The sequence below is a fragment of the Streptomyces sp. NPDC057743 genome, assembly GCF_042798755.1.
Taxonomy (GTDB): Bacteria; Actinomycetota; Actinomycetes; order Streptomycetales; family Streptomycetaceae; genus Streptomyces.
Genome location: NZ_JBHVJX010000014.1, coordinates 1 through 25,169 on the forward strand (window position 1 = coordinate 1; position 25,169 = coordinate 25,169).

17 protein-coding genes are annotated in these 25,169 nt (G+C 71.8%); 12 read left to right on the top strand and 5 right to left on the bottom strand.

Annotation, left to right across the window (positions count from 1 at the left end; translation table 11 throughout):
* Window positions 1-259: 259 nt before the first annotated feature.
* A complete protein-coding gene (locus tag ACFVFQ_RS17665; protein ID WP_383416302.1) occupies window positions 260-1,300 on the bottom strand; it encodes an aldo/keto reductase in 1,041 nt (346 codons plus the stop codon).
* Between the two features lie 88 nt (window positions 1,301-1,388).
* On the opposite strand from ACFVFQ_RS17665, the gene ACFVFQ_RS17670 reads away from it, so the two are divergent.
* The 7 genes from ACFVFQ_RS17670 to ACFVFQ_RS17700 all read left to right on the top strand — a co-directional run bounded on the left by ACFVFQ_RS17670 (window position 1,389) and on the right by ACFVFQ_RS17700 (window position 12,583).
* Window positions 1,389-2,381 carry a 2-hydroxyacid dehydrogenase gene (locus ACFVFQ_RS17670; protein ID WP_383416309.1) on the top strand — a complete coding sequence of 331 codons (993 nt, stop codon included), beginning with the start codon at window positions 1,389-1,391 and terminating at the stop codon, window positions 2,379-2,381.
* A gap of 273 nt (window positions 2,382-2,654) precedes the next feature.
* The gene (locus ACFVFQ_RS17675; RefSeq protein WP_383416313.1) at window positions 2,655-5,579 is read left to right on the top strand and encodes a putative bifunctional diguanylate cyclase/phosphodiesterase; all 2,925 of its coding nucleotides are present in this window, start codon (window positions 2,655-2,657) and stop codon (window positions 5,577-5,579) included.
* A 208-nt stretch (window positions 5,580-5,787) separates the two neighbouring features.
* On the top strand, window positions 5,788-7,659 hold the full coding sequence (locus tag ACFVFQ_RS17680; RefSeq protein WP_383416316.1) for an acetolactate synthase large subunit: 1,872 nt from the start codon (window positions 5,788-5,790) through the stop codon (window positions 7,657-7,659).
* A gap of 45 nt (window positions 7,660-7,704) precedes the next feature.
* Window positions 7,705-8,229 (top strand): acetolactate synthase small subunit, encoded by a 525-nt coding sequence (gene ilvN, locus ACFVFQ_RS17685; RefSeq protein ID WP_274913099.1) that lies wholly within the window; start codon window positions 7,705-7,707, stop codon window positions 8,227-8,229.
* 110 nt (window positions 8,230-8,339) lie between these two features.
* On the top strand, window positions 8,340-9,338 hold the full coding sequence (gene ilvC, locus ACFVFQ_RS17690; protein WP_383416321.1) for a ketol-acid reductoisomerase: 999 nt from the start codon (window positions 8,340-8,342) through the stop codon (window positions 9,336-9,338).
* Between the two features lie 268 nt (window positions 9,339-9,606).
* Complete coding sequence (serA, locus tag ACFVFQ_RS17695; RefSeq protein ID WP_383416324.1) at window positions 9,607-11,211, top strand: phosphoglycerate dehydrogenase; 1,605 nt, start codon at window positions 9,607-9,609, stop codon at window positions 11,209-11,211.
* A 301-nt stretch (window positions 11,212-11,512) separates the two neighbouring features.
* On the top strand, window positions 11,513-12,583 hold the full coding sequence (locus ACFVFQ_RS17700; RefSeq protein WP_383416327.1) for a DUF2382 domain-containing protein: 1,071 nt from the start codon (window positions 11,513-11,515) through the stop codon (window positions 12,581-12,583).
* Window positions 12,584-12,626: 43 nt separating this feature from the next.
* Here ACFVFQ_RS17700 and ACFVFQ_RS17705 read toward each other — a convergent pair whose 3' ends face one another.
* Together ACFVFQ_RS17705 and ACFVFQ_RS17710 are read right to left on the bottom strand one after the other, a co-directional pair.
* Window positions 12,627-14,354, bottom strand: coding sequence for a TIGR03767 family metallophosphoesterase (locus ACFVFQ_RS17705; protein WP_383416330.1), 1,728 nt, complete (start codon window positions 14,352-14,354; stop codon window positions 12,627-12,629).
* A gap of 221 nt (window positions 14,355-14,575) precedes the next feature.
* Complete coding sequence (locus ACFVFQ_RS17710) at window positions 14,576-15,838, bottom strand: PucR family transcriptional regulator (protein ID WP_383416333.1); 1,263 nt, start codon at window positions 15,836-15,838, stop codon at window positions 14,576-14,578.
* Between the two features lie 204 nt (window positions 15,839-16,042).
* Between ACFVFQ_RS17710 and ACFVFQ_RS17715 the strand changes: the two genes are divergently transcribed.
* The 3 genes from ACFVFQ_RS17715 to ACFVFQ_RS17725 all read left to right on the top strand — a co-directional run bounded on the left by ACFVFQ_RS17715 (window position 16,043) and on the right by ACFVFQ_RS17725 (window position 19,271).
* Entirely contained in the window at window positions 16,043-16,969 is a 927-nt protein-coding gene (locus ACFVFQ_RS17715) for a proline dehydrogenase family protein (protein WP_383416336.1), read from the top strand.
* A 218-nt stretch (window positions 16,970-17,187) separates the two neighbouring features.
* Window positions 17,188-18,828: an L-glutamate gamma-semialdehyde dehydrogenase gene (pruA, locus tag ACFVFQ_RS17720; RefSeq protein ID WP_383416339.1), complete on the top strand. Its 1,641-nt coding sequence runs from the start codon at window positions 17,188-17,190 to the stop codon at window positions 18,826-18,828.
* Between the two features lie 311 nt (window positions 18,829-19,139).
* Window positions 19,140-19,271, top strand: coding sequence for a hypothetical protein (locus ACFVFQ_RS17725; protein ID WP_274913088.1), 132 nt, complete (start codon window positions 19,140-19,142; stop codon window positions 19,269-19,271).
* Window positions 19,272-19,351: 80 nt separating this feature from the next.
* On the opposite strand, the gene ACFVFQ_RS17730 is transcribed toward ACFVFQ_RS17725, so the two are convergent.
* Window positions 19,352-20,983, bottom strand: coding sequence for a purple acid phosphatase family protein (locus ACFVFQ_RS17730; RefSeq protein ID WP_383416342.1), 1,632 nt, complete (start codon window positions 20,981-20,983; stop codon window positions 19,352-19,354).
* A 141-nt stretch (window positions 20,984-21,124) separates the two neighbouring features.
* Here ACFVFQ_RS17730 and ACFVFQ_RS17735 point away from each other — a divergent pair, with 141 nt between their 5' ends.
* Together ACFVFQ_RS17735 and ACFVFQ_RS17740 are read left to right on the top strand one after the other, a co-directional pair.
* Window positions 21,125-22,165, top strand: a complete 1,041-nt coding sequence (locus ACFVFQ_RS17735; RefSeq protein WP_383416345.1) for a 3-isopropylmalate dehydrogenase — start codon at window positions 21,125-21,127, stop codon at window positions 22,163-22,165.
* A 363-nt stretch (window positions 22,166-22,528) separates the two neighbouring features.
* Entirely contained in the window at window positions 22,529-23,617 is a 1,089-nt protein-coding gene (locus ACFVFQ_RS17740) for a branched-chain amino acid aminotransferase (RefSeq protein ID WP_383416349.1), read from the top strand.
* Window positions 23,618-23,697: 80 nt separating this feature from the next.
* On the opposite strand, the gene ACFVFQ_RS17745 is transcribed toward ACFVFQ_RS17740, so the two are convergent.
* Window positions 23,698-25,140 carry a cytosine permease gene (locus ACFVFQ_RS17745; protein ID WP_383416352.1) on the bottom strand — a complete coding sequence of 481 codons (1,443 nt, stop codon included), beginning with the start codon at window positions 25,138-25,140 and terminating at the stop codon, window positions 23,698-23,700.
* Window positions 25,141-25,169: the final 29 nt, after the last annotated feature.

Genomic DNA, 25,169 nt, shown 5'->3' on the forward strand with positions numbered 1-25,169 from the left:
CCGTTTTTTCCCCCCCCCCCCGGGGTGGGGAGGGGCCGGAGGGGTGGGGGTGCCAGACGTAAAGCGAAGCAGTCTGGCACCCCCACCCCGGAGGCCCGTCACCGCACCCAACAGCCCCGCGCAGCGGACACAACTCGCCCCGCCCCGCGCAGCGGCACCGCCAGCGCCGCAAGGCGCAAACAACAGCAACCCGCACGGCGGGAAAGCCAACCACGTGGGATGCCAGCCAAGCGCAGCGGACCGGCCGACAACGTGCGGGTTAGTACCAGGAGTCCCGCGCCGCGGGCAACGCGGCGATCTCCCGGAGATCCTCCGAGGTCAATACCAGCTCCGCCGCGTTGGCGTTTTGCGCCGCCCACCGTTCCTTCTTCGTGCCCGGGATAGGGACCACGTGGCGGCCCTGGGCGAGGGCCCAGGCGAGTGCGACCTGCCCGGGGGTGGCCCCGTGGCGCGCGCCCACGCGGCGCAGGCCGGCCACCACCGGCTGGTTGGCGGCCATCATCTCGGCGGTGAAGCGCGGGTGTCGGGCCCGTATGTCCTCCGGTTCGAAGCCCTGGCCGGGGGTGAGGGTGCCGGTCAGGAAGCCGTTGCCGAGCGGCATCGCGGCCAGGAAGCCCACGCCGCGCGACTCGCACCACGGGAGCAGTTCGAGCAGTGCCTCGGCGGCCCAGACGGACAGCTCGGCCTGCACGCTGCTGACCGGGAACACCTGCTGGATGCGCTCCAGTTGGCGCAGGGTGCCGTCGTGCAGGCCGGGGCGGCGAAACGCCCGGCCGTCGGGCCCGGTCCGGGCCGCCCGCGGGCCGCGCCAGGTCCGCGCGGCCCGGGCGCCCACCGCGCACAGCCCCAGGGAGCGCACCTTGCCGGCCGCCACCAGCTCCGCCATCGCCCCCCAGGTCTCCTCGATGGGTACTTCGGGGTCCGCGCGGTGGAGTTGGTAGAGGTCGATGTGGTCGGTCTGGAGCCGGCGCAGCGACGCGTCGCAGGCGCGCTTGATGTAGCCGGGCCGCCCGTTGGCGACGATGTGTTGGTCGCCGGCGAGCAGTCCGCACTTGGTGGAGACGAAGGCGTCCGCGCGGCGTTCCTTGAGCACCCGTCCCACCAACAGCTCGTTGGTGAACGGGCCGTACATGTCCGCGGTGTCCAACAGGCTGCACCCCCGGTCGAGCGCGGCGTGCAGCGCCCGCAGCGAGCCCTCGCCGCTGCGCTGCGACGCGCTGTACCCCCAGCTCATCGGCATGCAGCCGAGGCCGATCGCGCCCACCTCCAAGGCCGCCGCGCCGATTGTCCTGCGCTCCACCTGGTCGTGCCTCCGTCCCCTCGCCCCCGTTCAAGGGCCAGACCAAACTAACGTCTGAACCAAACGTCTCTTCGCATAGCCTCGGGCCATGGCAACCGCAGAACCGCACTCCACCCCCGGCGACATCTGGCTCCCGATCCCGCCCGGTGAGATCGACGGCCTTCCGGAGGGGCTGAATTACGTCCATTGGGACGCCGATCCCGAGTACCCCGCCGACCCCGCCCGCTGCGTCTTCTACGCCGTTCCGTACATGAAGCCGGTCGACGTCTGTCTGCGTCCGTTGGCGCGGATGAGCCGGGTGCGGGTGGTGCAGACCCTCACGGCCGGGGTCGACAACCTGCTTCCGGGGCTGGACCGGATGCCGCCCGGTGCCCAGTTGTGCAACGCCCGCGGGCTGCACGACGCCAGCACGGCGGAGTTGGCGCTCACGCTGACGTTGGCGGCGCTGCGCGGCATCCCGGAATTCGTCCGGGCCCAGGAAGTGGGCGCGTGGCGGCCGGAGTTCCGCCCTGCGCTCGCCGACAAGTCGGTCCTCATTGTGGGCTATGGTTCGATCGGCCGTGCCATCGAAGACCGGCTCACACCTTTTGAATGCGCGCGGGTCACACGCATCGCGCGCACCGCACGTGACACCGTGCGCGGTCCGGTGCATCCACTGTCTGAGCTGTCCGCCCTCTTGCCCGCCGCGGATGTCGTCATCCTCGCAACTCCGCTGACCGAAGCCACCCGTGGCCTGGTAGGACGTGATTTTCTGGCCCGGATGAAGGACGGCGCACTGCTGGTGAACATCGCCCGGGGAGCGGTCGTCGACACCGCCGCGCTCCTCGCCGAACTGGAGTCGGGGCGGCTGCGCGCCGCCCTCGACGTGACCGATCCGGAACCGTTGCCCGCCGACCATCCGCTGTGGCGCGCTCCCGGCTTGCTCGTCACTCCACACGTCGGGGGCCCCAGTTCTGCCTTCCTGCCCCGTGCGAAGCGGCTGCTGCAAGCCCAGTTGGCACTTTTCGCGGCCGGCGAGCCCGTCCGGCACGTCGTCGCCACCGCACCGGAATCCGAAGTGGATCGCTCTACGAGTCCGTAAGACTGCTCTCTGTATCTACAAATCCCCTCGATGTCACGCTCCGTAGAGGCGCTATGTCCCTGAGTGACGGTCTGGTGTATCGTCCGAGCGGGGAAAGCGCCGGGATCGTCACGGCGCGACACGAAAGATCCGGAACCGAGGGGGGCGACGGGCGATGCACTGCCGATGGATGATCCGCGAGATGCGCGATCCACGACCGCCCGCAGGAATGCCGTCGGGGCCCCGCATGCACCGACCCCGACGCGGTCCGGCCCGGGTGAACGGAAGAGCACAGTGAGCGCCCCGGGGGCGATGCTGTCCCGTCCGCCCGCGCAGACCGGCAGCACCCCGAGCCCGGTCCCGCAGATCGTGCTGGCCGTCGTCTGCGGCGGCTACGCCGTCGGCTCCGCGATGGGCTGGGGCTCACCGCGACTGGCCGGGATCATGGGGGACTTCGGGCTCAGCCTGGCCGCCCTGATCGCCGCCGTCTCCTGCGGTCTCTACGCCCGCCGGTACGCCACGCCCTTCCGCCCCGCCTGGGTCCTGTTCGCCGTCTCCTCCGGGATGGCCGGGCTCGGCAACGGCGTCTGGGGCTACTACGAGGTCGTCCGACAGGCCCCGGTCCCCAGCCCGTCGATGGCCGACTTCTGCTTCCTGCTGTTCGCGCCGCCGGCCATCGTCGGCCTGCTGGTGCTCGCCAAGCGGCCGGTGACCCGGGCCGGTTGGGTCTGTCTCGGGCTCGACGCCTGGCTGATCGCCGGCTCGCTGCTCACCCTCTCCTGGAGCCTGGCGCTCGCGCACACCGCGCACTTCACCGGCCACTCGGTCGCGGAGGGTGCGCTCTCGCTGGCCTATCCGCTGCTGGACATCGTCCTGGTCAGCATGGTCCTGGCGCTGCACTTCCGGCGCTCGTCCGTGCACCGCTCCGCGATCAACACCGCGATCGCCGCACTGGCGTTGACGGTGCTGTGCGACGCGCTGTTCAGCTCCCCGCTGCTGCACGACCACTACCGCTCCGGCCAGATCCTGGACGCCGGCTGGTTCGCCGGCTCGCTGCTCTTCGCGTACGCCCCGTGGGTGGGCCGCCGGCCCGGCGCGGACGCCACCGCGCCCGCCGGCCCCACCGGGCAGCTGAACCGCCCGCAGACGCCCGGCAGCCGCCCGATCGCGGGCTCGCTGGCCGCCCTGACGCCGTATCTGGCCGCCGCCGTCTGCACGTTGGGCATCCTCACCAACGTCCTGGACGGCCGGCGCATCGACCGCGTGGTGCTCTTCACCGGCTGCACGGTCGTGCTGGCCCTGGTCGTCCGGCAGGGCATCATGCTGCTCGACAACATCACCCTCACCCAGGAACTCGCCCAGAAGGAGAACCACTTCCGCTCCCTGGTCCAGGGCTCCAGCGACGTCATCATGATCGCCGCGCCGACCGGTGTGCTGCGGTACGTGAGCCCGGCCGCCGCCGGCGTCTACGGCCGGGACGCCGAGGAGCTGGTCGGCTCCGAACTCGCCTCGCTGATCCACCCCGAGGACCTGGGACGGGTGGTCCACGAGGTCCGCCGGTTCCTCGCCGCCTCGCCCGAGGCCGAGCCGACCACCCGGATCGAGTGCCGCTTCCGGGCCGGCGGTCAGCGCGCCGGCGGCTGTGACGGATGGTTGAACGTGGAGTCCACGGTCAACCGCCACCACGGCGGCCTGATCTTCAACTCCCGCGACGTCACCGAGCGCGTCCGGCTCCAGGCCCAGCTCCAGCACAACGCCTCGCACGACGCGCTCACCGACCTGCCCAACCGCGCGCTGTTCACCGAGCGGGTCACCAAGGCCGTCACCGGCCGCCGGTCCACCGACCACGACACCGCCGTGCTCTACATCGACCTCGACGGCTTCAAGCAGGTCAACGACACCATCGGCCACCAGGCCGGCGACGAACTGCTGATCCAGGCAGCCCGGCGGCTCGCCGAGTCGGTGCGGGCCGGGGACATAGCGGCCCGCCTCGGCGGCGACGAGTTCGCCGCGCTCATCACCGGCGACGGCACCCGCGACCCCGCGGCCCGGGAGTTCCGCATCCTGGAGATCGCCGACCGGCTGCGCCTGAGGCTCTCCGAGCCGTACCGTATCGACGGCCGGGACGTCCGGGTCGCGGCCAGCATCGGCGTCGCCTTCGCCGAGCCGGGCATCAGCCCCTCGGCCCTGCTGCGCAACGCCGACCTGGCGATGTACCGCGCCAAGCAGGCCGGCAAGGGTCGGGTCGAGCTCTACGCCCCGCAGATGCAGGACGAGGTCGCGCACCGCGCCGAGCTCGCCAGCAAGCTCCGGACCGCCTTGCAGGACGGCGAGTTCGCGCTCCAGCACCAGCCGGTGGTCGAGCTCGCCAGCGGCAAGATCACCGCGGTCGCCGCGCACGCCCGGTGGCGGTCGGCCGAGGGCATATTCTTCACCCCGGCCGAGTTCCTCCGGGTCGGCGACCGCGGTCGGCTCACCGACGAAGGCGGCGAGCGCGCCGCCGAGTTGGGCCGCTGGCAGCTTGAGGAGGCGGTCGCGCAGGCCGCCGCCCGACACCTCGCCGGCCACCCGGTCCCGGTCGCGGTCCGGCTCTCCGCCCGCCGGCTGCTGGACCGCGCCCTGACCCCCAAGGCCATCGAGGCGCTGCTCGCCCGGCACGGTCTGCCCTCCGGCGCCCTCGTGTTGGAGCTGTCCGAGAGCGACCCCCGGATTTCGCTCGACGACCTGGAGCGGCGGCTGGTCGCGCTGCGCCGGCTCGGCGTGCGGATCGCGCTGGACGGCTTCGGCAGCGGGTGCGCCGCGATGAGCGCGCTGCGCCGGCTCCCGATCGACGTGCTGCGGCTGGACCGCGGGCTGATCGACGGGGTGGTGGAGTCCCCCCGGGAGCACAAGATCACCGCCGGGCTGCTGCGGATCGCCTCCGACCTCGGCATGCGCTCGGTCGCCGAGGGCGTCGACCTGCCCGAACAGGTGCTGGCGCTGCGCTCGATGGGGTGCACGCACGGCATGGGCCTCGCCTTCTCCGGTCCCCTGGACGAACCCCGGCTGCGCCGGGCGCTGACCCGCGGCAGCTACCCGGTACCGGACCTCACGGGCCAGGGCCGCGCGGTGGTGCTCAGCGGCAGCCGACCGGCCCGGCGGGCGGCGGTCGCGGGGGCGGATGCGCTGGTCCACCCGCCATTGCGCCCAAATAGTGAGACCTCTGTCCCACCCACTTGACACTCAGTGCACGTGAGGGGGAGGGTCAGTGCCATGCGCACCCGAATTCTCGTACTTGGAAAGCGCGTCGGCTAACGCTGGGACCCTGACGAACCCGGCTGACCACACCGACGCGCTCCCCTCGCTTGCCTCATGGCACGAGGGGTTTTTTGTTGCACCGCAACCTCACAAATCCGTCAAAAACCCTCAGCTTCGAGAAGAGACGCAGATGACCGAGCAGGCCACCGGGGCCCACCATCCGCAGCCGCGGACCCGTAACTCCGGCGGATCGCAGCAGCCCGCGACCGTCGAGCACGTCACGGGCGCGCAGTCCCTCATTCGTTCGCTGGAGGAGGTCGGGGCCGACACCGTGTTCGGCATCCCCGGCGGTGCGATCCTTCCCGCCTACGACCCGATGATGGACTCCTCGAAGGTGCGGCACGTGCTGGTGCGGCACGAGCAGGGCGCGGGGCACGCCGCCACCGGATACGCCCAGGCCACCGGCAAGGTCGGGGTCTGCATGGCGACGTCCGGGCCGGGCGCCACCAACCTCGTCACCCCGATCGCCGACGCGCACATGGACTCCGTCCCGCTGGTCGCGATCACCGGCCAGGTCGCCTCCAAGTCGATCGGCACCGACGCCTTCCAGGAGGCGGACATCTGCGGCATCACCATGCCGATCACCAAGCACAACTGGCTGGTCACCGACCCGGCCGACATCCCCAAGACGATCGCCGAGGCGTTCCACGTCGCCTCCACCGGCCGCCCCGGACCGGTCCTGGTCGACATCGCCAAGGACGCCCTCCAGGCGCGGACCACCTTCGTCTGGCCGCCCCACACCGACCTGCCCGGCTACCGCCCGGTCACCAAGCCGCACGCCAAGCAGATCCGCGAGGCCGCCCGGCTGATCGTCGAGTCCAAGCGCCCGGTCCTCTACGTCGGCGGCGGCGTCCTCAAGGCCGGCGCCACCGCCGAGTTGAAGGTGCTCGCCGAGCTGACCGGCGCCCCGGTCACCACCACCCTGATGGCGCTGGGCGCCTTCCCCGACACCCACCCCCAGCACGTGGGCATGCCGGGCATGCACGGTGCGGTCACCGCCGTCGCCGCGCTCCAGAAGGCGGACCTGCTGATCACCCTCGGCGCCCGCTTCGACGACCGGGTCACCGGCAAGCTGGACTCCTTCGCCCCGGGCGCCAAGGTCGTGCACGCCGACATCGACCCCGCCGAGATCGGCAAGAACCGCGCCGCGGACGTGCCGATCGTCGGCGACGCCCGCGAGGTCATCGCCGACCTGATCGTCGCGGTCCAGGCGGAGTTCGACGCCGGCCACAAGGGCGAGGCCGCCCGCACGGGATACGCGGCCTGGTGGAAGGACCTCAACCGCTGGCGCGAGACCTACCCGCTCGGCTACGAGCTGCCCGACGACGGCAGCCTCTCCCCGCAGCAGGTCATCGAGCGGGTCGGCAAACTCGCCCCGGAGGGCACCATCTTCGCCGCCGGCGTCGGCCAACACCAGATGTGGGCCGCGCACTTCATCGACTACGAGCAGCCCGCCACGTGGCTGAACTCCGGCGGCGCCGGCACCATGGGCTACGCCGTGCCCGCCGCGATGGGTGCCAAGGCCGGCAAGCCGGACCGCACGGTCTGGGCGATCGACGGCGACGGCTGCTTCCAGATGACCAACCAGGAACTGGTCACCTGCGCGCTCAACAACATCCCGATCAAGGTCGCGATCATCAACAACGGCGCGCTGGGCATGGTCCGCCAGTGGCAGACCCTCTTCTACAACCAGCGCTACTCCAACACCGTGCTGCACTCCGGCCCCGAGGACATCAACCCCGAAGCCCGCGGCACCCGCGTCCCGGACTTCGTCAAGCTGGCCGAGGCGATGGGCTGCGCCGCGCTGCGCTGCGAGGACCCCGCCGACCTGGACAAGGTCATCGAGGAGGCCAACGCCATCAACGACCGCCCGGTCGTGGTGGACTTCATCGTCCACGAGGACGCCCAGGTGTGGCCGATGGTCGCCGCCGGCACCTCCAACGACGAGGTGATGGCCGCCCGGGGCGTCCGCCCGGACTTCGGCGACAACGAGGACGACTGACAGCCAGGACGTCAACGGACGCACGGAAGATAGAGAGAAGACGACATGTCCAAGCACACGCTCTCCGTCCTGGTGGAGAACACCCCCGGCATCCTCGCCCGGATCGCCGCGCTGTTCTCCCGCCGCGGCTTCAACATCGACTCGTTGGCGGTCGGCGTCACCGAGCACCCCGACATCTCCCGCATCACCATCGTGGTCAGCGTCGAGTCGCTGCCGCTGGAGCAGGTCACCAAGCAGCTCAACAAGCTGGTCAACGTGCTCAAGATCGTTGAGCTGGAGCCCGGTTCGGCGATCCAGCGCGAGCTGGTCCTGGTGAAGGTCCGCGCCGACAACGAGACCCGCTCGCAGATCGTCGAGATCGTCCAGCTCTTCCGCGCCAAGACGGTGGACGTCTCCCCGGAAGCCGTCACGATCGAGGCCACCGGCTCCAGCGACAAGCTGGAGGCGATGCTCCGGATGCTGGAGCCGTTCGGCATCAAGGAACTGGTGCAGTCCGGCACCATCGCGATAGGGCGTGGCGCCCGGTCCATCACCGACCGCTCGCTGCGCGCGCTGGACCGCACGGCCTGACCCACCGTCCGCCGCGGCCCCACCGGACCGCATGGCGAGACGTAACCAACCTTCCCCACACCGCCCGACATACTGTGTGGGCACCCGCGAGAACCAAGGAGATACCCGAAGTGGCCGAGCTGTTCTACGACGACGACGCCGACCTGTCCATCATCCAGAACCGCAAGGTGGCGGTCATCGGCTACGGAAGCCAGGGTCACGCCCACGCGCTGTCCCTGCGCGACTCGGGCGTCGACGTGCGCGTCGGTCTGCACGAGGGCTCCAAGTCGAAGGCCAAGGCCGAGGAGCAGGGCCTGCGCGTGGTGACGCCCGCCGAGGCCGCCGCCGAGGCCGACGTCATCATGATCCTGGTGCCGGACCCGATCCAGGCCGACGTCTACGAGGAGTCCATCAAGGACCACCTCAAGGACGGCGACGCGCTGTTCTTCGGCCACGGCCTGAACGTCCGCTTCGGCTTCATCAAGGCCCCGGCCGGCGTGGACGTCTGCATGGTCGCCCCCAAGGGCCCGGGCCACCTGGTCCGCCGTCAGTACGAGGAGGGCCGCGGCGTTCCGTGCATCGCCGCCGTCGAGCAGGACGCCAGCGGCAAGGCGTTCGACCTGGCGCTCTCCTACGCCAAGGGCATCGGCGGCACCCGCGCCGGCGTCATCAAGACCACCTTCACCGAGGAGACCGAGACCGACCTGTTCGGTGAGCAGGCGGTGCTCTGCGGCGGCGCCGCCGCCCTGGTCAAGGCCGGCTTCGAGACCCTCGTCGAGGCGGGCTACCAGCCGGAGATCGCCTACTTCGAGTGCCTCCACGAGCTGAAGCTGATCGTGGACCTGATGTACGAGGGCGGCCTGGAGAAGATGCGCTGGTCGATCTCCGAGACCGCCGAGTGGGGCGACTACGTCACCGGCCCGCGGATCATCACCGACGCCACCAAGGCCGAGATGAAGAAGGTGCTCGCCGAGATCCAGGACGGCACCTTCGCCAACAACTGGATGGCGGAGTACAAGGCCGGCCTGCCGAAGTACAACGAGTACAAGAAGGCCGACGAGAACCACCTGCTGGAGACCACAGGCAAGGAGCTGCGCAAGCTCATGAGCTGGGTGGACGACGAGGCGTGAGCCATCGGACGAGGGGGTCGCGACACCGTTCGCGGCCCCCTCGTCCGCATGCCGCCGCACCCCCGCACCGCCTTGTCCACCGCGTAGAACCACGCATGGGTGATCCTTACGCAACGGCACAGACCGTTCCGTGCCCCGCCACTACACTGCTCGTCACAAGCGCGTCAGGCTCACAGCGTCGTGCGTCTTCCACGCGGCTTTTCCCCCTTCACCGCCTTCGGCCGTCGGGACGGCCGTCCGCGAAGGACTAGTGAGGACTGAAGACCACGTGAGCACTGCCAACCCCGGTAAACCCGTTGTACTGATCGCCGAGGAACTGTCGCCGGCCACCGTCGACGCCCTCGGCCCGGACTTCGAGATCCGGCACTGCAACGGCGCCGACCGTGCCGAACTGCTGCCCGCCATCACCGACGTCGACGCCATCCTCGTGCGCAGTGCGACGAAGGTCGACGCCGAGGCGATCGCCGCCGCCAAGAAGCTGAAGGTCATCGCGCGCGCCGGCGTGGGTCTGGACAACGTCGACGTCTCCGCCGCCACCAAGGCCGGCGTGATGGTCGTCAACGCCCCGACCTCCAACATCGTCACCGCCGCCGAGCTCGCCTGCGGCCTGCTGGTCGCCACCGCCCGCAACATCCCGCAGGCCAACACCGCGCTGAAGAACGGCGAGTGGAAGCGCAGCAAGTACACCGGCGTCGAGCTCAGCGAGAAGACCCTCGGCGTGGTCGGCCTCGGCCGGATCGGCGTCCTGGTCGCCCAGCGGATGTCCGCCTTCGGCATGAAGGTCGTCGCCTACGACCCCTATGTGCAGCCGGCCCGCGCCGCGCAGATGGGCGTCAAGCTGCTGACCCTGGACGAGCTGCTGGAGGTCTCGGACTTCATCACCGTCCACCTCCCCAAGACCCCCGAGACCCTCGGCCTGATCGGCGACGAGGCGCTGCACAAGGTCAAGCCGAGCGTCCGGATCGTCAACGCCGCCCGCGGCGGGATCGTCGACGAGGCGGCGCTGGCCAGCGCGCTCAAGGAGGGCCGGGTCGCCGGCGCGGGCCTGGACGTGTACGCCGTCGAACCGTGCACCGACTCCCCGCTGTTCGCCTACGACCAGGTCGTGTGCACCCCGCACCTCGGCGCCTCCACGGGCGAGGCGCAGGAGAAGGCGGGCATCGCGGTCGCCAAGTCGGTGCGGCTGGCGCTCGCCGGCGAGCTGGTGCCGGACGCGGTCAACGTCCAGGGCGGCGTGATCGCCGAGGACGTCAAGCCGGGGCTGCCGCTGGCCGAGCGGCTGGGCCGGATCTTCACCGCGCTCGCCGGCGAGGTCGCCCTGCGGCTCGACGTCGAGGTGTACGGCGAGATCACCCAGCACGACGTGAAGGTGCTCGAACTCTCCGCGCTCAAGGGCGTGTTCGAGGACGTCGTGGACGAGACGGTGTCCTACGTCAACGCCCCGCTGTTCGCGCAGGAGCGCGGCGTCGAGGTGCGGCTGACCACCAGCAGCGAGTCGCCCGAGCACCGCAACGTGGTCACCGTCCGCGGCACGCTCGCGGGCGGCGAGGAGGTGTCGATCTCCGGCACCCTGGCCGGCCACAAGAACGTCCAGAAGGTCGTCGCGGTGGGGGAGCACTCCATCGACCTCGCGCTCGCCGACCACATGGCGTTCCTGCGGTACACCGACCGCCCCGGCGTGGTCGGCACCGTCGGCCGGATCCTGGGCGAGGCGGGCATCAACATCGGCGGCATGCAGGTCTCCCGCGCCGACGTCGGCGGCGAGGCGATGGTGGTGCTGACCGTCGACGACACCATTCCGGCGAACGTGCTGGCCGAGATCTCCGACGAGATCGGCGCGAGCTCGGTGCGCGCGGTGAACCTCACCCACTGACGCCACCGCGCTCCGCGCAGGTCAACGGGCCCGGTCCCCGCTTCGAGCGGGGGCCGGGCCCGCGGTCGTGCCGGGCATCGTACGCAGGCGGCGGCCGGGGCGCGCGGGCTGGCTGCCCCCGCAACCATTCACTCGTTTGGGCTAGGGAGGGCGGCTGGCGGACGCCCCCTGAGCAGCGTCGAGGGGCCGCCGGGACCGGTGGCCGCCGAGCTCCCCGAGTCGCTGGGGTGGCGTTCGCGGCGCGCAATGGGAACTGCGCGTGTCCCACAGAGGAGGTGCGCGCGGAAGGAGGCAGGACGCCATGAACGCACCCCTGGGTGGCACTCCGCAGAGTCTGACCGGACTGCACGTGGTGGACGCGGAGGGCGCGAAGGTGGGCGTCGTCCAGCAGGTCTACCGCGACGACGCCACCAACGAGCCGGAGTGGATCACCGTGCGGACCGGGTTGTTCGGGATGAAGGAGACCTTTGTGCCGCTGGCCGGGGCCCGGCGGCTGGGCGACGAACTGCACGTCCCGCACGCCAAGGAGACGATCAAGGACGCGCCGCGGATCGACGCCGAGGGGCACCTCGACCCCTCCGAGGAGGAGCGGCTCTACCGCCACTACGGGCTGATCCGGCCGGGCACAACGGGCACGACCGGTACGACGGGCACGACCAATACGACGGGCACGACCGGCGCGGCGGGGGCGGCCGGTGCCGCGGGCGCGGTGGGGCGGACCACCGGGCCGGGCGTCGCCTCGTCCCGGCCGACCGTGACCAGCGGGACCACCGGCGGGCAGAGCGCGGGCGCGGCCGACATCCGGCGCCGGGCGGCGGCGGACGCCCCGATCCAGCACCGCACCCGCGCCGGCGGCGAACGCAACAAGCTGACCGACGCGAGGACTTCGGGCGCCCAGCGGCCGATGGCTCACTCGCGCGGCCGGGACGAGACGGACGCGGCCCGCGAGGCGGAGGGCACCACCGAGATCGTGCTGTCCGAGGAGCGGGTCGAGATCGGCACCGAGGAGCACGAGTCCGGCCGGGCCCATCTGCGCAAGCACGTGGTCACCGAGGACGTGCACCGCACCGTGCCGGTCAGCCACGAGGAGGTCCGGGTGGTCCGCGAGCAGATCACCGAGGAGGACCGACGGGCCGGGCGCGGCGGGCCGCAGATCGGCGAGGGCCAGGTCGAGGTCGTGCTGCACGAGGAACAGCCGGTGATCAACAAGCGGACCGTGCCGGTCGAGCGGGTCCGACTGGAGACCGAGCGGGTCACCGAGCAGCGCGAGGTCACCGCCGAAGTCCGCAGGGAGACGCTGGAGTTCGACGACGGCACCCAGACCAGGCGGGGCACCGAGCGCGGCGGACCGGACACCGGCCGGACGCGCTGAAAACCGGACCGGCGGCGCCGAGCCGGATCGGCCCGCGCGGGGCTCACCTCCCCGGGCGGGCCAGCAGCAGCTCGGTGTTGTGGTCGGCGGGCGCGCCCAGCTTGGCGTCCGGGGTGGCGTAGGGGTCGTTGTAGGACAACTCGCGGTACAGGGCGGCGAGTCCGGCGTCCGAGGTGTCGGTGGCGGAGGCGGCGTACGGGGCGGCGGACTCGATCAGGGTGGTGAACAGGGAGAGCGTCCCGTCGCCGTTGTCGGCCAGCTCGATGATCCGGGCGTGCTGCGGATAGTCCACGTGCGAGGCGGTGTTGATCTCCCAGAAGGCGCGCTCGGGAACGGCGTGCGCGTGCGGGGTGATGCGGTTCTCGTGGGTGTGGCCGTTGACCCACGCGACGACGTTGGGGAACCGCTGCAACAGGGCGACCAGCGCCGTGCCGTCGTGTCGCCCCTCGAACGGGCGGTAGGGGTCGGGCAGCAGATTGCCCATGGTGGCGCTGGTGTGGTGGCTGAACAGCACGATCAGCGCGTCGCCCCCGCTGCCGCGCACCACCCGGCCGTCGGCGTCGTACCAGCGGCTGCTGTGCGCCTTCAGCGTCGACTCCAGCCAGTGCAACTGCTCGGTGCCGAGCGAACCGTCCGCCCAGCCGGCCCGGTTGGTGGTGTCCAGGCTGATGCCGAGGACGCCCTCGGCGAGCGGGAGGGTGTAGTAGAGCCGGCCGCTGGCCGCCGCGTCGGAGGTGAAGCCGTGGCCCACCGGGCCGGGGCCGGTGTGCGCCGGGTCCAGGTGGGCCCTGGCGAACTCGGCCGGGGTGAACGGGTGGCGCCGCTCGTCCGGGGTGACCTTGCGGATCGCGCCGCCGCCGGCCAGCAGCGCGCCGAGCAGCGTCGCGGCGCGGCCCGGGTCGTTGCGCAGGGCGTCGGCCAGCTTGGCCGCGGTGGCGTCGTCGCAGCCCTCCAGCTTGCGGTCGCCGGTGTAGAGCGCGTTCAACAGGCCGAGGTCGGGCAGGGTGCCCTGGATGCTGTCGTCGTGGTTGCCGACCGTGGTGTACCAGGGGACGGAGAGGCCGGGCGCGGTGAACGGGCGGGTGGCGCCGGAGAGGAAGCCCGGTATCTCGGGCAGGCCCTTGGCCTTGTAGGCGTCCCGGATCGGGGACTCCGGGTTCCAGTACGCGGCGTTGCCGGAGTTCTGCACGCCCTCGTAGCGCTTGGGGTCGCCGCTGTTGGGGGTGATTCGGCCGCCGCTCATCACCGTCAGATACCAGTCGAGCTCGATCTTCTCGTGGTTGTCGGTGTTGTCGCCGGTGGCCATGACCAGGCCGAACGGCCGGCCGGTGTACGGGCCTTGGCGCACCGCGTTGACCCGCTCGACGAGGGAGGCGGCGCCGCGCACCGTCAGCGCCTCCTGCGGGCGGTGCGCGCTGTCGATGAGGTGGGCCAGATGCTCGAACCGCACCGGCGACTCGACGTCCGCCAGATGCAGGTCGGTGAACTGCACGAACGAGGCGAGGCCCCTCCGGCGGTCGTCCCGCCCGGCGCTGCCGGCGGCCAGCTCGCGGCGCACCACCAGCGGCCAACCGGGCCCGGCCACCAGCCTCTTGTACGCCCCGGTGCCGGTCGGCCGGGCGGCCTGCTCCAGCGTGGTGCCCCCGGTCCGCACGGCCCGCGCGGCGGTGGCCGCCAGCGCCCGGTCGTAGGAGGCCGCCGTCCACAGCGCCGCGCCCGCCACCGCGGCGGACGCCCTCGACACGAACTGGCGGCGGTTCATCCCGTGCATCAAATCCCCCTGGAGTGGCCGCACATGGCGGTGGGCGACGGGGCCCGCGAGCCGGTCCGGCGGCCGGGCACCCTCGATCGGCGCACACGCTACTTGCCGGTAGCGGCCGGCAACAGGGCCTGTGGACAAAGGGTTTGCGGCTGTCAGATGGCCAACAGGTGCCATCCCGGGGCACTCCAGGCATCCCCCGCCGCCCGCCGCACGGCGGCCGCACGGTCAGCTCACAAGCGGGCCGCCTTCAGCGCCATGTGGAGCAGCAGCCGGTCCGCGCCCTCGTCGAGGTCCAGCCCGGTGAGCTTCTCGACCCGGCCCAGGCGGTAGTAGAGCGTCTGGCGGTGGATGCCGAGCTGTTGGGCGGTGCGGCCGGCCTGGCCGGCGCAGTCGAGGAACGCCTCGACGGTGCGGGCGAGTTCGGCGTGCGCGGGGGCGAGCAGCGGGCCGACGGCCGGGTCGGGCGCGGCGGCCGGGAGGGCGGTCAGCAGGCGGTAGGCGCCGAGGTCGGTCCACTCGGCGACGGGGCTGAGCCGGGGCTCGGCGCGGGCCGCACGGGCCGCGTCCAGGGCCTGCCGCCAGGAGTCCGGGAGCTCGGCCAACTCCCTTGTGGGGACGCCGATTCCGGCCGCACCCCGGGTGGGGCGGGCCCCCGCCCGGCCGGCCGCGGCGGGCGCGCTGCCGGCCCGCGGTGAGCGCAGCAGATGGTCGGCGGCGGTGTGGGCCGGGGCGAGCGAGGTGGTCTGGCGCAGCCGGACCAGCGCGGCCAGCACGGGCTCCGCGGTGCCCGGGCCCGACCGGTCCGGCGTCCCGGCGTCCGCCGCGGGCAGCGGACAGGCCGCGAGCAGTCCGGGCAGGGCCGGCAGCGGGGCCGCATCGCTGGCGGTGGTGTCCCAGGGGAGGACGGCGACCAGGGTGAGCGGGGTGCCGGGGGAGAAGCGGAGGGTGTCCCGAAGGGCGTCCCGCAACGCACCGGCCGCGGCCGCGGCCTTGCCGTCCGTACGGGAGGTGAGCAACTCCCGGAGCACCTCGGCGAGTTCGGAGCCGGCCCGGGACTCCTCGGCCAGCAGGGCGCCGATCCGGGCGGCGCTCTCCATGGCCTGCGCCATCCGTGGGTCCGGCGGGGTGTCGCGGCCGCCCAGCTCCAGGTCGGTCAGATGGCCGTCGTCCAGCAGCCAGACGTAGCCGTGCACCACGCCCCGGTGCCGCACCGGGAGACAGATCCGGCCTTTGAACACGCCGGCCGCCGGGTCCGGCGGGATCCGCAGCGGGGAGGTGGCCCGGGCGATCCCGAACGCCTCGAACCACGCCCGCACCGCCGCCGAGGACCGCCGCTGGAGGATCGAGCGGGTCCGCACCGGGTCCATGACCTCGTCGTCCTCGCCCTCATGGGCTCCGAAGGCGATCAATCCGAAGTCCCGGTCCTCCAGGGTCGCCGGCGCGCCGAGCGCCGCCGAGATCTCGTCCACCAGCTGCTGGTAGTCACTGCGCACCGTTGCCCAGCCCCTCTCCTGTCCCTGCCGTCACCTCCCTCTCATTCTCATACATCTGTCTGAGATGCCGGCCACGAAGGCGTGACAGCTGTCGATGGCCGGAAAGTGGCGAGATCCTTAAATTTCAGGTGGCTCATCTTGCCGCCGCGTGCTGCCGATCGGCGCCCGCCTAGGCATTTGTCACCCTGAATCGTGGAGGTGCCCATGCTGGGTCCCGTGCTTCTCGCCGCCGCGCGCAGCGACAGCATCCGACGCGTCGTCGCGGCCGCTCCGGTCACCCGTCCCGTGGTGGACCGGTTCGTCGCCGGCGAGCACCTGGACGAATCGATGGCGGCGGTGCGCAACCTCGCCGCCCGCGGCATGGAGGTCACCCTCGACTACCTCGGCGAGGACATCACCGACCCGAGCGAGGCGCGCCGTAACCGCGACGCCTACCTCCAGTTGGCCGTCGCGCTCAAGGAGTTGGGGCTCGGCGCCAAGGCCGAGATGTCGGTGAAGCTCTCCGCCTTCGGGCAGGCGCTGCCCGGCGGGCACGACCTCGCGCTGCGCAATGTCACCCCGGTCGTCGAGGCGGCCGCCGAGGCCGGCACCACCGTGACGCTGGACATGGAGGACCACACCACGGTCGACTCCACCCTGGCGATCCTCGGCACGCTGCGCGAGCGGTTCCCGCAGACCGGCGCGGTGCTCCAGTCCTACCTCTTCCGCACCGAGGACGACTGCCACGCACTGGCCGGGGAAGGCTCCCGGGTGCGGCTGGTCAAGGGCGCGTACAAGGAGCCCGCGACGGTCGCGTTCCAGGGCAAGCGGGAGGTCGACCGGGCCTATGTGCGCTGCCTGAAGATCCTGATGGCGGGGAAGGGCTACCCGATGGTCGGGTCCCACGACCCGCGGATGGTCGCCATCGCCCAGGAGCTGGCGCACCGCAGCGGCCGCAAGCCCGCCGACTACGAGTTCCAGATGCTGTTCGGCATCCGTGAGGCGGAGCAGCGGCGCCTGGTGGAGGAGGGCCACCGGATGCGGGTCTACATCCCGTACGGGACGGACTGGTACGGCTACTTCATGCGCCGGCTCGCCGAGCGCCCCGCCAACCTGGCCTTCTTCCTGAGGTCGCTGGCCACCCGCGGCTGACCCCTACTGACCGGCACTTTTGGGGCGAGATTTACCATCCCTTTTGAGAGCCTATGGGTGGATTCTGAAAGTGGGGGAAACCTCCGGGGGCGGCGTCTTCACCGCCGCCCTCCGGGACACCCGCCGTGGCAGTGGCCTCGGCACGACCGACGTACACCGACGTACGACAACGAAACGATCGCGAACGACGATCGCAAGCGTAAGGAGACACGGCCACCATGGACGCTGTGACCCAGGTCCCCGTGCCGGTGAACGAGCCGGTGCACAGCTACGCCCCGGGCAGCCCGGAGCGCTTCCGCCTGGAGGCCAAGCTCAAGGAGCTGGCCGGCAACCCCATCGAGCTGCCGATGACCATCGGCGGTCAGCGCCGGATGGGCGGCGGTGAGCGCTTCGACGTCGTGCAGCCGCACCACCACTCCGCCCGCCTGGGCACCTATGCCAACGCCACCGTCCAGGACGCCCAGGACGCGGTGGACGCCGCGCTGGCCGCCGCCCCCGCCTGGCGCGCGATGTCCTTCGACGACCGTGCCGCGATCATCCTCAAGGCCGCCGACCTGCTCGCCGGCCCCTGGCGCGAGACGATGGCCGCCGCCACCATGCTCGGCCAGTCCAAGACCGCCCAGCAGGCCGAGATCGACACCCCCTGCGAGCTGGTCGACTTCTGGCGCTTCAACGTCCACTTCGCGCGGCAGATCCTGGCCGAGCAGCCCCCGGTGAACGCCCCCGGCGTGTGGAACCGCTCGGACCACCGCCCCTTGGAGGGCTTCGTCTACGCGATCACGCCCTTCAACTTCACCGCGATCGCCGGCAACCTCCCCACCGCCCCCGCCCTGATGGGCAACGTGGTGGTCTGGAAGCCGTCCCCGACGCAGACCTTCGCCGCGGTGCTGCTGATGCGCCTGCTGGAGGAGGCCGGCCTGCCGCCCGGCGTCATCAACCTCGTCACCGGCGACGGCAAGGACGTCTCCGAGGTGGCCCTGACCCACCCCGACCTGGCCGGCATCCACTTCACCGGCTCGACCAAGACCTTCCAGTACCTCTGGAAGACGGTCGGCACCAACATCGAGAAGTACAAGACCTATCCGCGGCTGGTCGGCGAGACCGGCGGCAAGGACTTCATCGTCGCCCACCCCTCGGCCGACCGCGCCGTGCTGAAGACCGCCATGACCCGCGGCGCCTACGAGTTCCAGGGCCAGAAGTGCTCCGCGGCCTCCCGCGCCTACGTCCCGGCCTCGCTGTGGAACGCCGGCTTCAAGGAGGAGTTCGCCGCCGAGGTCGACGCCCTGACCATGGGTGACGTCACCGACCTGGCGCACTTCATGGGTGCCGTCATCGACGAGCGCTCGTTCGCCAAGAACAAGGCGGCGATCGACCGCGCCAAGGCCGACCCGACCGTCGAGGTCGTGGCCGGCGGCACCTACGACGACAGCGTGGGCTACTTCGTCCGCCCGACGGTCCTGGTCTCCACCGACCCGGAGAACGAGATCTTCAAGGACGAGTACTTCGGCCCGATCCTCGGCGTCTACGTCTACGACGACTCGGTCGAGGGCGGCTACGAGGCGATGCTGGACCAGATGGAGTCCGCCTCGGCCTACGGCCTGACCGGCGCCGTCATCGCCCAGGACCGCGCCGCGGCCGTCGCCACCTGCGAGCGGCTGCGGTTCGCCGCGGGCAACTTCTACATCAACGACAAGCCCACCGGCGCCGTCGTCGGCCAGCAGCCGTTCGGCGGTGGCCGGGCCTCCGGCACCAACGACAAGGCCGGCGCCAAGCAGAACCTGATGCGCTGGACCTCGACCCGCTCCATCAAGGAGACGCTGGTCCCGCCGACCGACTACCGGTACCCGCACATGGGCTGACGCCCACGCGCACCGAGGGCCCGGCCTCCCGTTTTCGGGGGCCGGGCCCTCGGCGTTCCCGGCTGCCGGGTCGCTTCCGTCTCAAATAGTAGGAAGCCCAAGTAATTGTGCAGACAGCACGGCCGCGCTGGCCTAGCTTTGTAGAAGCCGAACGCTTCGCTCCATCCAGCGAACGCGGATGTGGCCCGGCGCGCCGAGCGCAGGTGACCCCTGCGGTGCCGCGGCCCCCGCCCCTTTGGCCACCCCTGCACCACCCACCCCTCTTCTTCGACGCACCCCTTCAGCTCGGGGCTTTGGCATTGGAGACGCGCATGGCCGAGACCATCGTCCGCAGGACCCGTCACTCCTCCCGTCAGACCAACGACGCCGACCGCCGTAACGCCGCGGCCGCCCTCCAGCGCGCACTCGACCGCCGCGACAACGGCGGCGCCACCGGTCACTGATCCACGCCGACCCCGCTCAGGCGCGAAGGGGCGCCCGGGAGTTGATCCCGGGCGCCCCTTCGCGCGGTGGCTGCGGGCGGTCAGTGTCGGCTGCGGGAGCGGGTGACCGCGAAGTGGTCGATGCGCTCACCGGACTCGGCGAGGGCGGTGACCGCCATCCTGGGCCGGGCGCCCGGGGTGACCTCGACGGCGATGAACGAGTAGCCGGTGTAGCGGACCCGGGACCACTCGACGCTCTCCTTGGCCTTCGCCCCGCCCTTGGCCCAGTGGTAGGTGTCCACGTGGTCGAGGTCCTTGACGTGGCCCTCGTAGCTGTCGGGCACGGGGAAGTCGTACAGCGACTTCCCGGCGCCGCCGGCCGTGACGTAGACGATGCCCTCGTGCGCGGCGTCGACGCTCTCGCCGACCGGGACCCGCTTGGCCACGCGGCCGCCCTTGAGGGCGTCGGTGCGCTCGTAGACGTGGTTGTGGCCGTTGATCACCAGGTCCACCTGGTGCTTCTCGAAGAGCGGCAGCCAGGCGTCCCGGACCCCGCCCTCCGAGGCGTGCGAGTTGGTGGTGGAGAAGGCGCAGTGGTGGAAGAAGACCACCAGGAAGTCGATGCCGTCGGTGGCGCGGAGCTGGCCGAGCCGGCGGTCCAGCCAGCGGGTCTGCCGGCCTTGTGTGTAGCCGGCGTTGGCGGGGATCTCGTAGGAGACGTCGTTGGCGTCCAGGGCGATCACCGCGACGTTGCCGTAGGTGAACGAGTAGACGCCGGGGGCGTGTTGGGGGTCCGGGCCGTTGGTCGGCAGCGACCAGCGGGCCGACTGGCCGCCGTAGCCGTTGGGGGAGTACCACGCCTCCATGTCGTGGTTGCCGGTGGTCACCATCCACGGCACCGACTTGGCCACCGTCTCGGTCTGGGCGAGGAACTGGTCCCAGGTGCGGGCGTCGTAGGTGTCGTGCTCGGAGCCCTGGCCGTCCGGGTCGGCATAGCAGATGTCGCCCGCGTGCAGGTGGAAGGACGGGTTCTGACCGAGGATCAACTGGTCGTTGGCGAGCGCGTGGTAGCTGACGCCCTGGTCGCCGAAGGCGGTGAAGACGAACTTCTCGGCGCGGGCCGGTGCGGTGCGGAAGGTGCCGACGGTGCCGAAGTGACGCGGGTCGGCGGGGTCGAAGCCGTCGTGGCCGACGCCGTAGTAGTAGGTGGTGCCCGGGCGCAGGCCGTCCAGGGCCGCGTGCAGATAGAACTGGTCGACCGCCGGCAGCTTGGCGGTCAGTGCCGGGGTGTGCAGGTGGCGCACCTCCGCCGGGACCTTGCGGCCCAGGTCCCAGGGGGTCGAACCGACCCGCAGGAACGGCCGCTTGACCGCGAACGGCACCTGCCAGGACACCCGCATCTGGCTGCGCGGATCGGCGCCGAAGGCGAGGTGGCGGCCGAACGGGGCGACGAGGTGGCCGTCGACGGCGGCGGTGGCGGGCGCGGAGAGCAGCGTCGGGCCGGCGGGCTGCGCGGCGTGTGCGGCCGGGGCGGCCTGTGCGGTCAGCAGGCCGGCGCCGGCGACCATGCCGGCGCCCGCCGCGGAGCTGCGCAGCAGGCCCCGGCGGGTCAACGTGGCGCGCAGGTACTCGTGCTGCTCGGGCATGGTCATCCGGGCCGCGAGGTGCTCGGGTATGCCGACGCGGGGGGTGTGCGAGGGCTGGGGGCGCTCCCCCCGGGGGTGTGCAGTCATGCGGCCGAATCTGACAAGTCCGACCGACGGCGGGGGAGATCGGGAGTGAACGCCGGATGGCCGCTGGGCGTCGGCCGGTGCGCCCTGTCCGCATGTCGGACGTTACGTGTCAATCAATGGGACGAAGAGTAGGGTCCAGGCATGTCTCGCAGCATTCGCCTCGCAGTGATCCCCGGTGACGGAATCGGCCAGGAAGTCGTGGCGCAGGGCCTGAAGGTCCTGACCGCGGTCCTCCCGCAGGACGTCAAGCTGGAAACCAAGGAGTACGACCTCGGGGCCAAGCGCTGGCACCGCACCGGCGAGACCCTCCCGGACGCGGAGCTGGCGGCGCTCAAGGAGCACGACGCGATCCTGCTCGGCGCGATCGGCGACCCCTCGGTGCCGTCCGGCGTCCTGGAGCGCGGGCTGCTGCTCAAACTCCGTTTCGCCTTCGACCACTTCGTCAACCTGCGTCCCTCGAAGCTCTTCCCGAACACGGAGAGCCCGCTGGCCGGGCGCCCCGAGATCGACTTCGTCGTCGTCCGCGAGGGCACCGAGGGCCCGTACACCGGCAACGGCGGCAGCCTGCGCACCGGCACCCCCGCCGAGGTCGCCACCGAGGTCAGCGTCAACACCGCCTACGGCGTGGAGCGCGTGGTCCGGGACGCCTACGAGCGGGCCAACTCCCGCCCGCGCAAGAAGCTGACGCTGGTCCACAAGAACAACGTCCTGGTCTACGCCGGCCACATGTGGAAGAACATCTTCGACCGGGTCGGCCAGGAGTACCCCGAGGTCACCACCGACTACCTGCACGTCGACGCGGCGACGATCTTCCTCGTCACCCAGCCCGAGCGGTTCGACGTGATCGTCACCGACAACCTCTTCGGCGACATCCTCACCGACCTCGCCGCGGCCGTCACCGGCGGCATCGGACTGGCCGCCTCGGGGAACATCAACCCCACCGGGGAATTCCCCTCGATGTTCGAGCCGGTGCACGGCTCCGCGCCGGACATCGCGGGCACCGGCAAGGCCGACCCGACCGCCACGATCCTCTCCGTCGCCCTGCTGCTGCGGCACCTCGGCCTCGACGCGCAGGCGGCCCGCATCGAGGCGGAGGTCGCCGCCGACCTGGAGGCCCGGGACGGCACGGCCCGCACCACCGACCAGATCGGGGACGCGCTCGCCGCGCGCGTAGCGGGCTGACGCCCGCCGCACCAGCAGTACCGACAGCGCCGGGCCGACCACGGTCCGGCGCTGTCCGCATACCCCGGCCCCGGCCCGTCTGGGCAATCGGCGGGTCGGATGCCACCATCTACGCGGGCCGCGCACACCGGTTCCAGTAGCGGACACCCGCGCGCGATAATCGGACGAGGGGTCGTCGGCCGGACACTCGAAACGTCCCAGTAACGACCGGTACGGGCACGGGGCGACGGAGTGCGGTCGCTCCCCACCGCACCGGTGCCGCGAGCGGGGAACGCCCCCGGCCGGAGGGCCGGTGATCCTCCCCAGCGCACGCTGGGCGGGAGTACCCCCGGTATCGGACCACGCAGCGAAGGACACGGATACATGACGACGCCCACCATCGAGCTCAAGCCCTCCGCGCATCCGCTGCCCGCGGCGGAGCGGGAGAAGATCCTCGCCGCCCCCGGTTTCGGCCGGTACTTCACCGACCACATGGTGACGATCAAGTGGACCGAGGGGCGCGGCTGGCACGACGGGCAGCTCGTGCCCTACGGCCCGCTCTCCCTGGACCCGGCGACCAACGTCCTGCACTACGCGCAGGAGATCTTCGAGGGGCTGAAGGCGTACCGCCAGCCCGACGGCAGCGTCGCCACCTTCCGCCCGGACGCCAACGCCCGGCGCTTCCAGGCGTCCGCCCGCCGGCTGGCGATGCCGGAGCTGCCGGTCGAGACCTTCCTGGCCGCCTGTGACCTGCTGGTCCAGCAGGACCAGGACTGGGTGCCGCCGCACGGCGGCGAGGAGTCGCTCTACCTGCGCCCGTTCATGATCGCCACGGAGGTGGGGCTGGGCGTCAAGCCCGCCAACGAGTACCTCTTCGTCGTCATCGCCTCGCCCGCCGGCGCCTACTTCCCCGGCGGCGTCAAGCCGGTCTCCATCTGGCTGTCCGAGGACCGGGTGCGGGCCGTTCCCGGCGGCATGGGCGACGCCAAGACCGGCGGCAACTACGCCGCGTCGCTGCTGGCCCAGGCCGAGGCCGCGGCCCGCGGCTGCGACCAGGTCGCCTACCTCGACGCCGTGGAGCACACCTGGGTCGAGGAACTGGGCGGGATGAACCTCTACTTCGTCTACGGCGACAAAATCGTCACCCCGACCCTGACCGGCTCGCTGCTGCCCGGCGTCACCCGCGACTCGCTGCTCTCCGTCGCCCGCGACCTCGGCTACGAGGCCGAGGAGGGCCGGATCTCCTGCGACCAGTGGCAGCAGGACTCCGCCAGCGGCGCGCTCACCGAGGTCTTCGCCTGCGGCACCGCCGCGGTGATCACCCCGGTCGGCACGGTCAAGCGCGCGGGCGCCGAGTGGCACGAGTCCGGCGGCGAGCCGGGCAAGGTCACGCTGAAGCTGCGCGAGGCGCTGCTGGACATCCAGCGCGGGGTGGTCCCCGACGCGCACGGCTGGCGGCACCGGATCGGCTGACGGCCGGCGTCTTTCGGACACGTTGAGGCCGCCCCGGCTCCCCGCCGGGGCGGCCTTCGCCGTCTGCCCGCGCGGGCGCCTCAGCCGACCTCGGCGGGCGCCTCCTGGGCGGCCGCCGTCGCGGCCGGGCGCAGCGGCGGCACCGGGCGCGGCTGCCGGGCGACCAGGGCGAGGTAGGCGACGGCGGCGGTGGCGGCGGCCAGCAGGAAGCTCATGTCGATCCCGCCGGTGAGGTGCAGCAGCGGCCCCTCGTAGGGGGCGCCGACGGCCAGCAGACCGACCGCGGATCCCAGCGCCCAGGCGAGGGCGGCCCGCACGTTCCAGCCGGCCCTGAACCAGTACACGCCGCCGACCGTGCCGCGGTTGTAGACCTGGAGCGACTGAGCGTCGTAGACGCCGCGGCAGCGGACGAAGCCGATCACGGTGATCACCGCCCACGGTGTGCCGATGGCGGTCATCAGCAGGACGAAGGAGGTCATCGCGTTCTGCGCGTCCCACAGGAAGTGGCCGACGTAGACCAGGGCGGTGGAGAGCGCGGCGACAACGTAGGTGGCCTGGGTGCGGGTGGCGCGCGGCAGGATCGCGTCCAGGTCCAGGCCCATGCTGTAGAGCATCAGCCCGGAGTTGCCGGCCGATCCGGCCGAGGCGTTGAGCAGCAGGAACACCAGGTACCACGCGGGTGCCCCGGCGACCAGGGGGCCGGCGTAGTCGGTGCCGGCGCCGACCGCGAGTGCGCTGAACGTGCCGAAGAGCTGCGGCACCAGCAGGCCGAGCACCAGCCCGAGGTAGGTGGCGCCGAAGACCGCCTTGGAGGTGTGGCGGCGCGGGGAGATGTAGCGGCTGTAGTCGCCGAGCAGGGTGATGAAGGCGATCGGGCCGCTCAGGCCGGCGGAGACCGCGGAGAGCAGCCAGGTCTGCCAGTAGCCGCCGAGCGCGTAGTGGACGCCGGGCACCGGGCCGGTGCTGAAGTGGTGGGCGTAGGCGAAGAGGCCGACCACCAGCAGGAGCGTCAGGCCCACCGAGAGCACCTTGCTGAGCCGCAGCAGCACCTTGTAGCCGTAGACCGCGCCGACGGCGGTGGCCGCGGCCAGCACCGCGTAGACGAGCGTGTACGCCGCCCCGTCGGCCGGCAGGCCGGTGAGGCGGTGCAGGCAGTCGACCATCGCGTCGCCGCCGACCCACAGGGTCAGCGCGGTGTAGCCGAGCGAGAGCAGCAGCCCGATCACCGAGCCGATGAGCCGGCCGCGGACGCCGAAGAAGGCGCCGCTGGAGGTGGAGAGGTTGGTCGCGCTGCGCAGCGAGACCAGGGCGAGCGGCGCGGTCAGCAGCGCGCCGATCAGGGTGCCGGCGGCGAGGGAGGTGACCGAGCCCCAGAAGCCGAGGCCGAAGGAGACCGGCAGCCAGCCGAAGATCACCACGCCGAGCGCGAGGTTCGAGCCGAGCAGGATGGAGACCAGATCGCGCGGGCGACTGGTCCGTTCCTCGTCCGGGATGGTGTCGACTCCGCGTTGTTCTATCGGCATGAGGGCTCCCCTGAGCGGCCGGAAGAGAG

What these genes read in the sequence shown, in the direction of transcription:
- ACFVFQ_RS17670 (WP_383416309.1), top strand. Translation starts at nt 1,389, where the DNA reads ATGGCAACCGCAGAACCGCACTCCACCCCCGGCGACATCTGGCTCCCG.
- ACFVFQ_RS17680 (WP_383416316.1), top strand. Translation starts at nt 5,788, where the DNA reads ATGACCGAGCAGGCCACCGGGGCCCACCATCCGCAGCCGCGGACCCGT.
- ilvN (WP_274913099.1), top strand. Translation starts at nt 7,705, where the DNA reads ATGTCCAAGCACACGCTCTCCGTCCTGGTGGAGAACACCCCCGGCATC.
- ACFVFQ_RS17700 (WP_383416327.1), top strand. Translation starts at nt 11,513, where the DNA reads ATGAACGCACCCCTGGGTGGCACTCCGCAGAGTCTGACCGGACTGCAC.
- ACFVFQ_RS17705 (WP_383416330.1), bottom strand. Translation starts at nt 14,354, where the DNA reads ATGCACGGGATGAACCGCCGCCAGTTCGTGTCGAGGGCGTCCGCCGCG.
- ACFVFQ_RS17715 (WP_383416336.1), top strand. Translation starts at nt 16,043, where the DNA reads ATGCTGGGTCCCGTGCTTCTCGCCGCCGCGCGCAGCGACAGCATCCGA.
- pruA (WP_383416339.1), top strand. Translation starts at nt 17,188, where the DNA reads ATGGACGCTGTGACCCAGGTCCCCGTGCCGGTGAACGAGCCGGTGCAC.
- ACFVFQ_RS17725 (WP_274913088.1), top strand. Translation starts at nt 19,140, where the DNA reads ATGGCCGAGACCATCGTCCGCAGGACCCGTCACTCCTCCCGTCAGACC.
- ACFVFQ_RS17730 (WP_383416342.1), bottom strand. Translation starts at nt 20,983, where the DNA reads ATGACTGCACACCCCCGGGGGGAGCGCCCCCAGCCCTCGCACACCCCC.
- ACFVFQ_RS17735 (WP_383416345.1), top strand. Translation starts at nt 21,125, where the DNA reads ATGTCTCGCAGCATTCGCCTCGCAGTGATCCCCGGTGACGGAATCGGC.
- ACFVFQ_RS17740 (WP_383416349.1), top strand. Translation starts at nt 22,529, where the DNA reads ATGACGACGCCCACCATCGAGCTCAAGCCCTCCGCGCATCCGCTGCCC.
- ACFVFQ_RS17745 (WP_383416352.1), bottom strand. Translation starts at nt 25,140, where the DNA reads ATGCCGATAGAACAACGCGGAGTCGACACCATCCCGGACGAGGAACGG.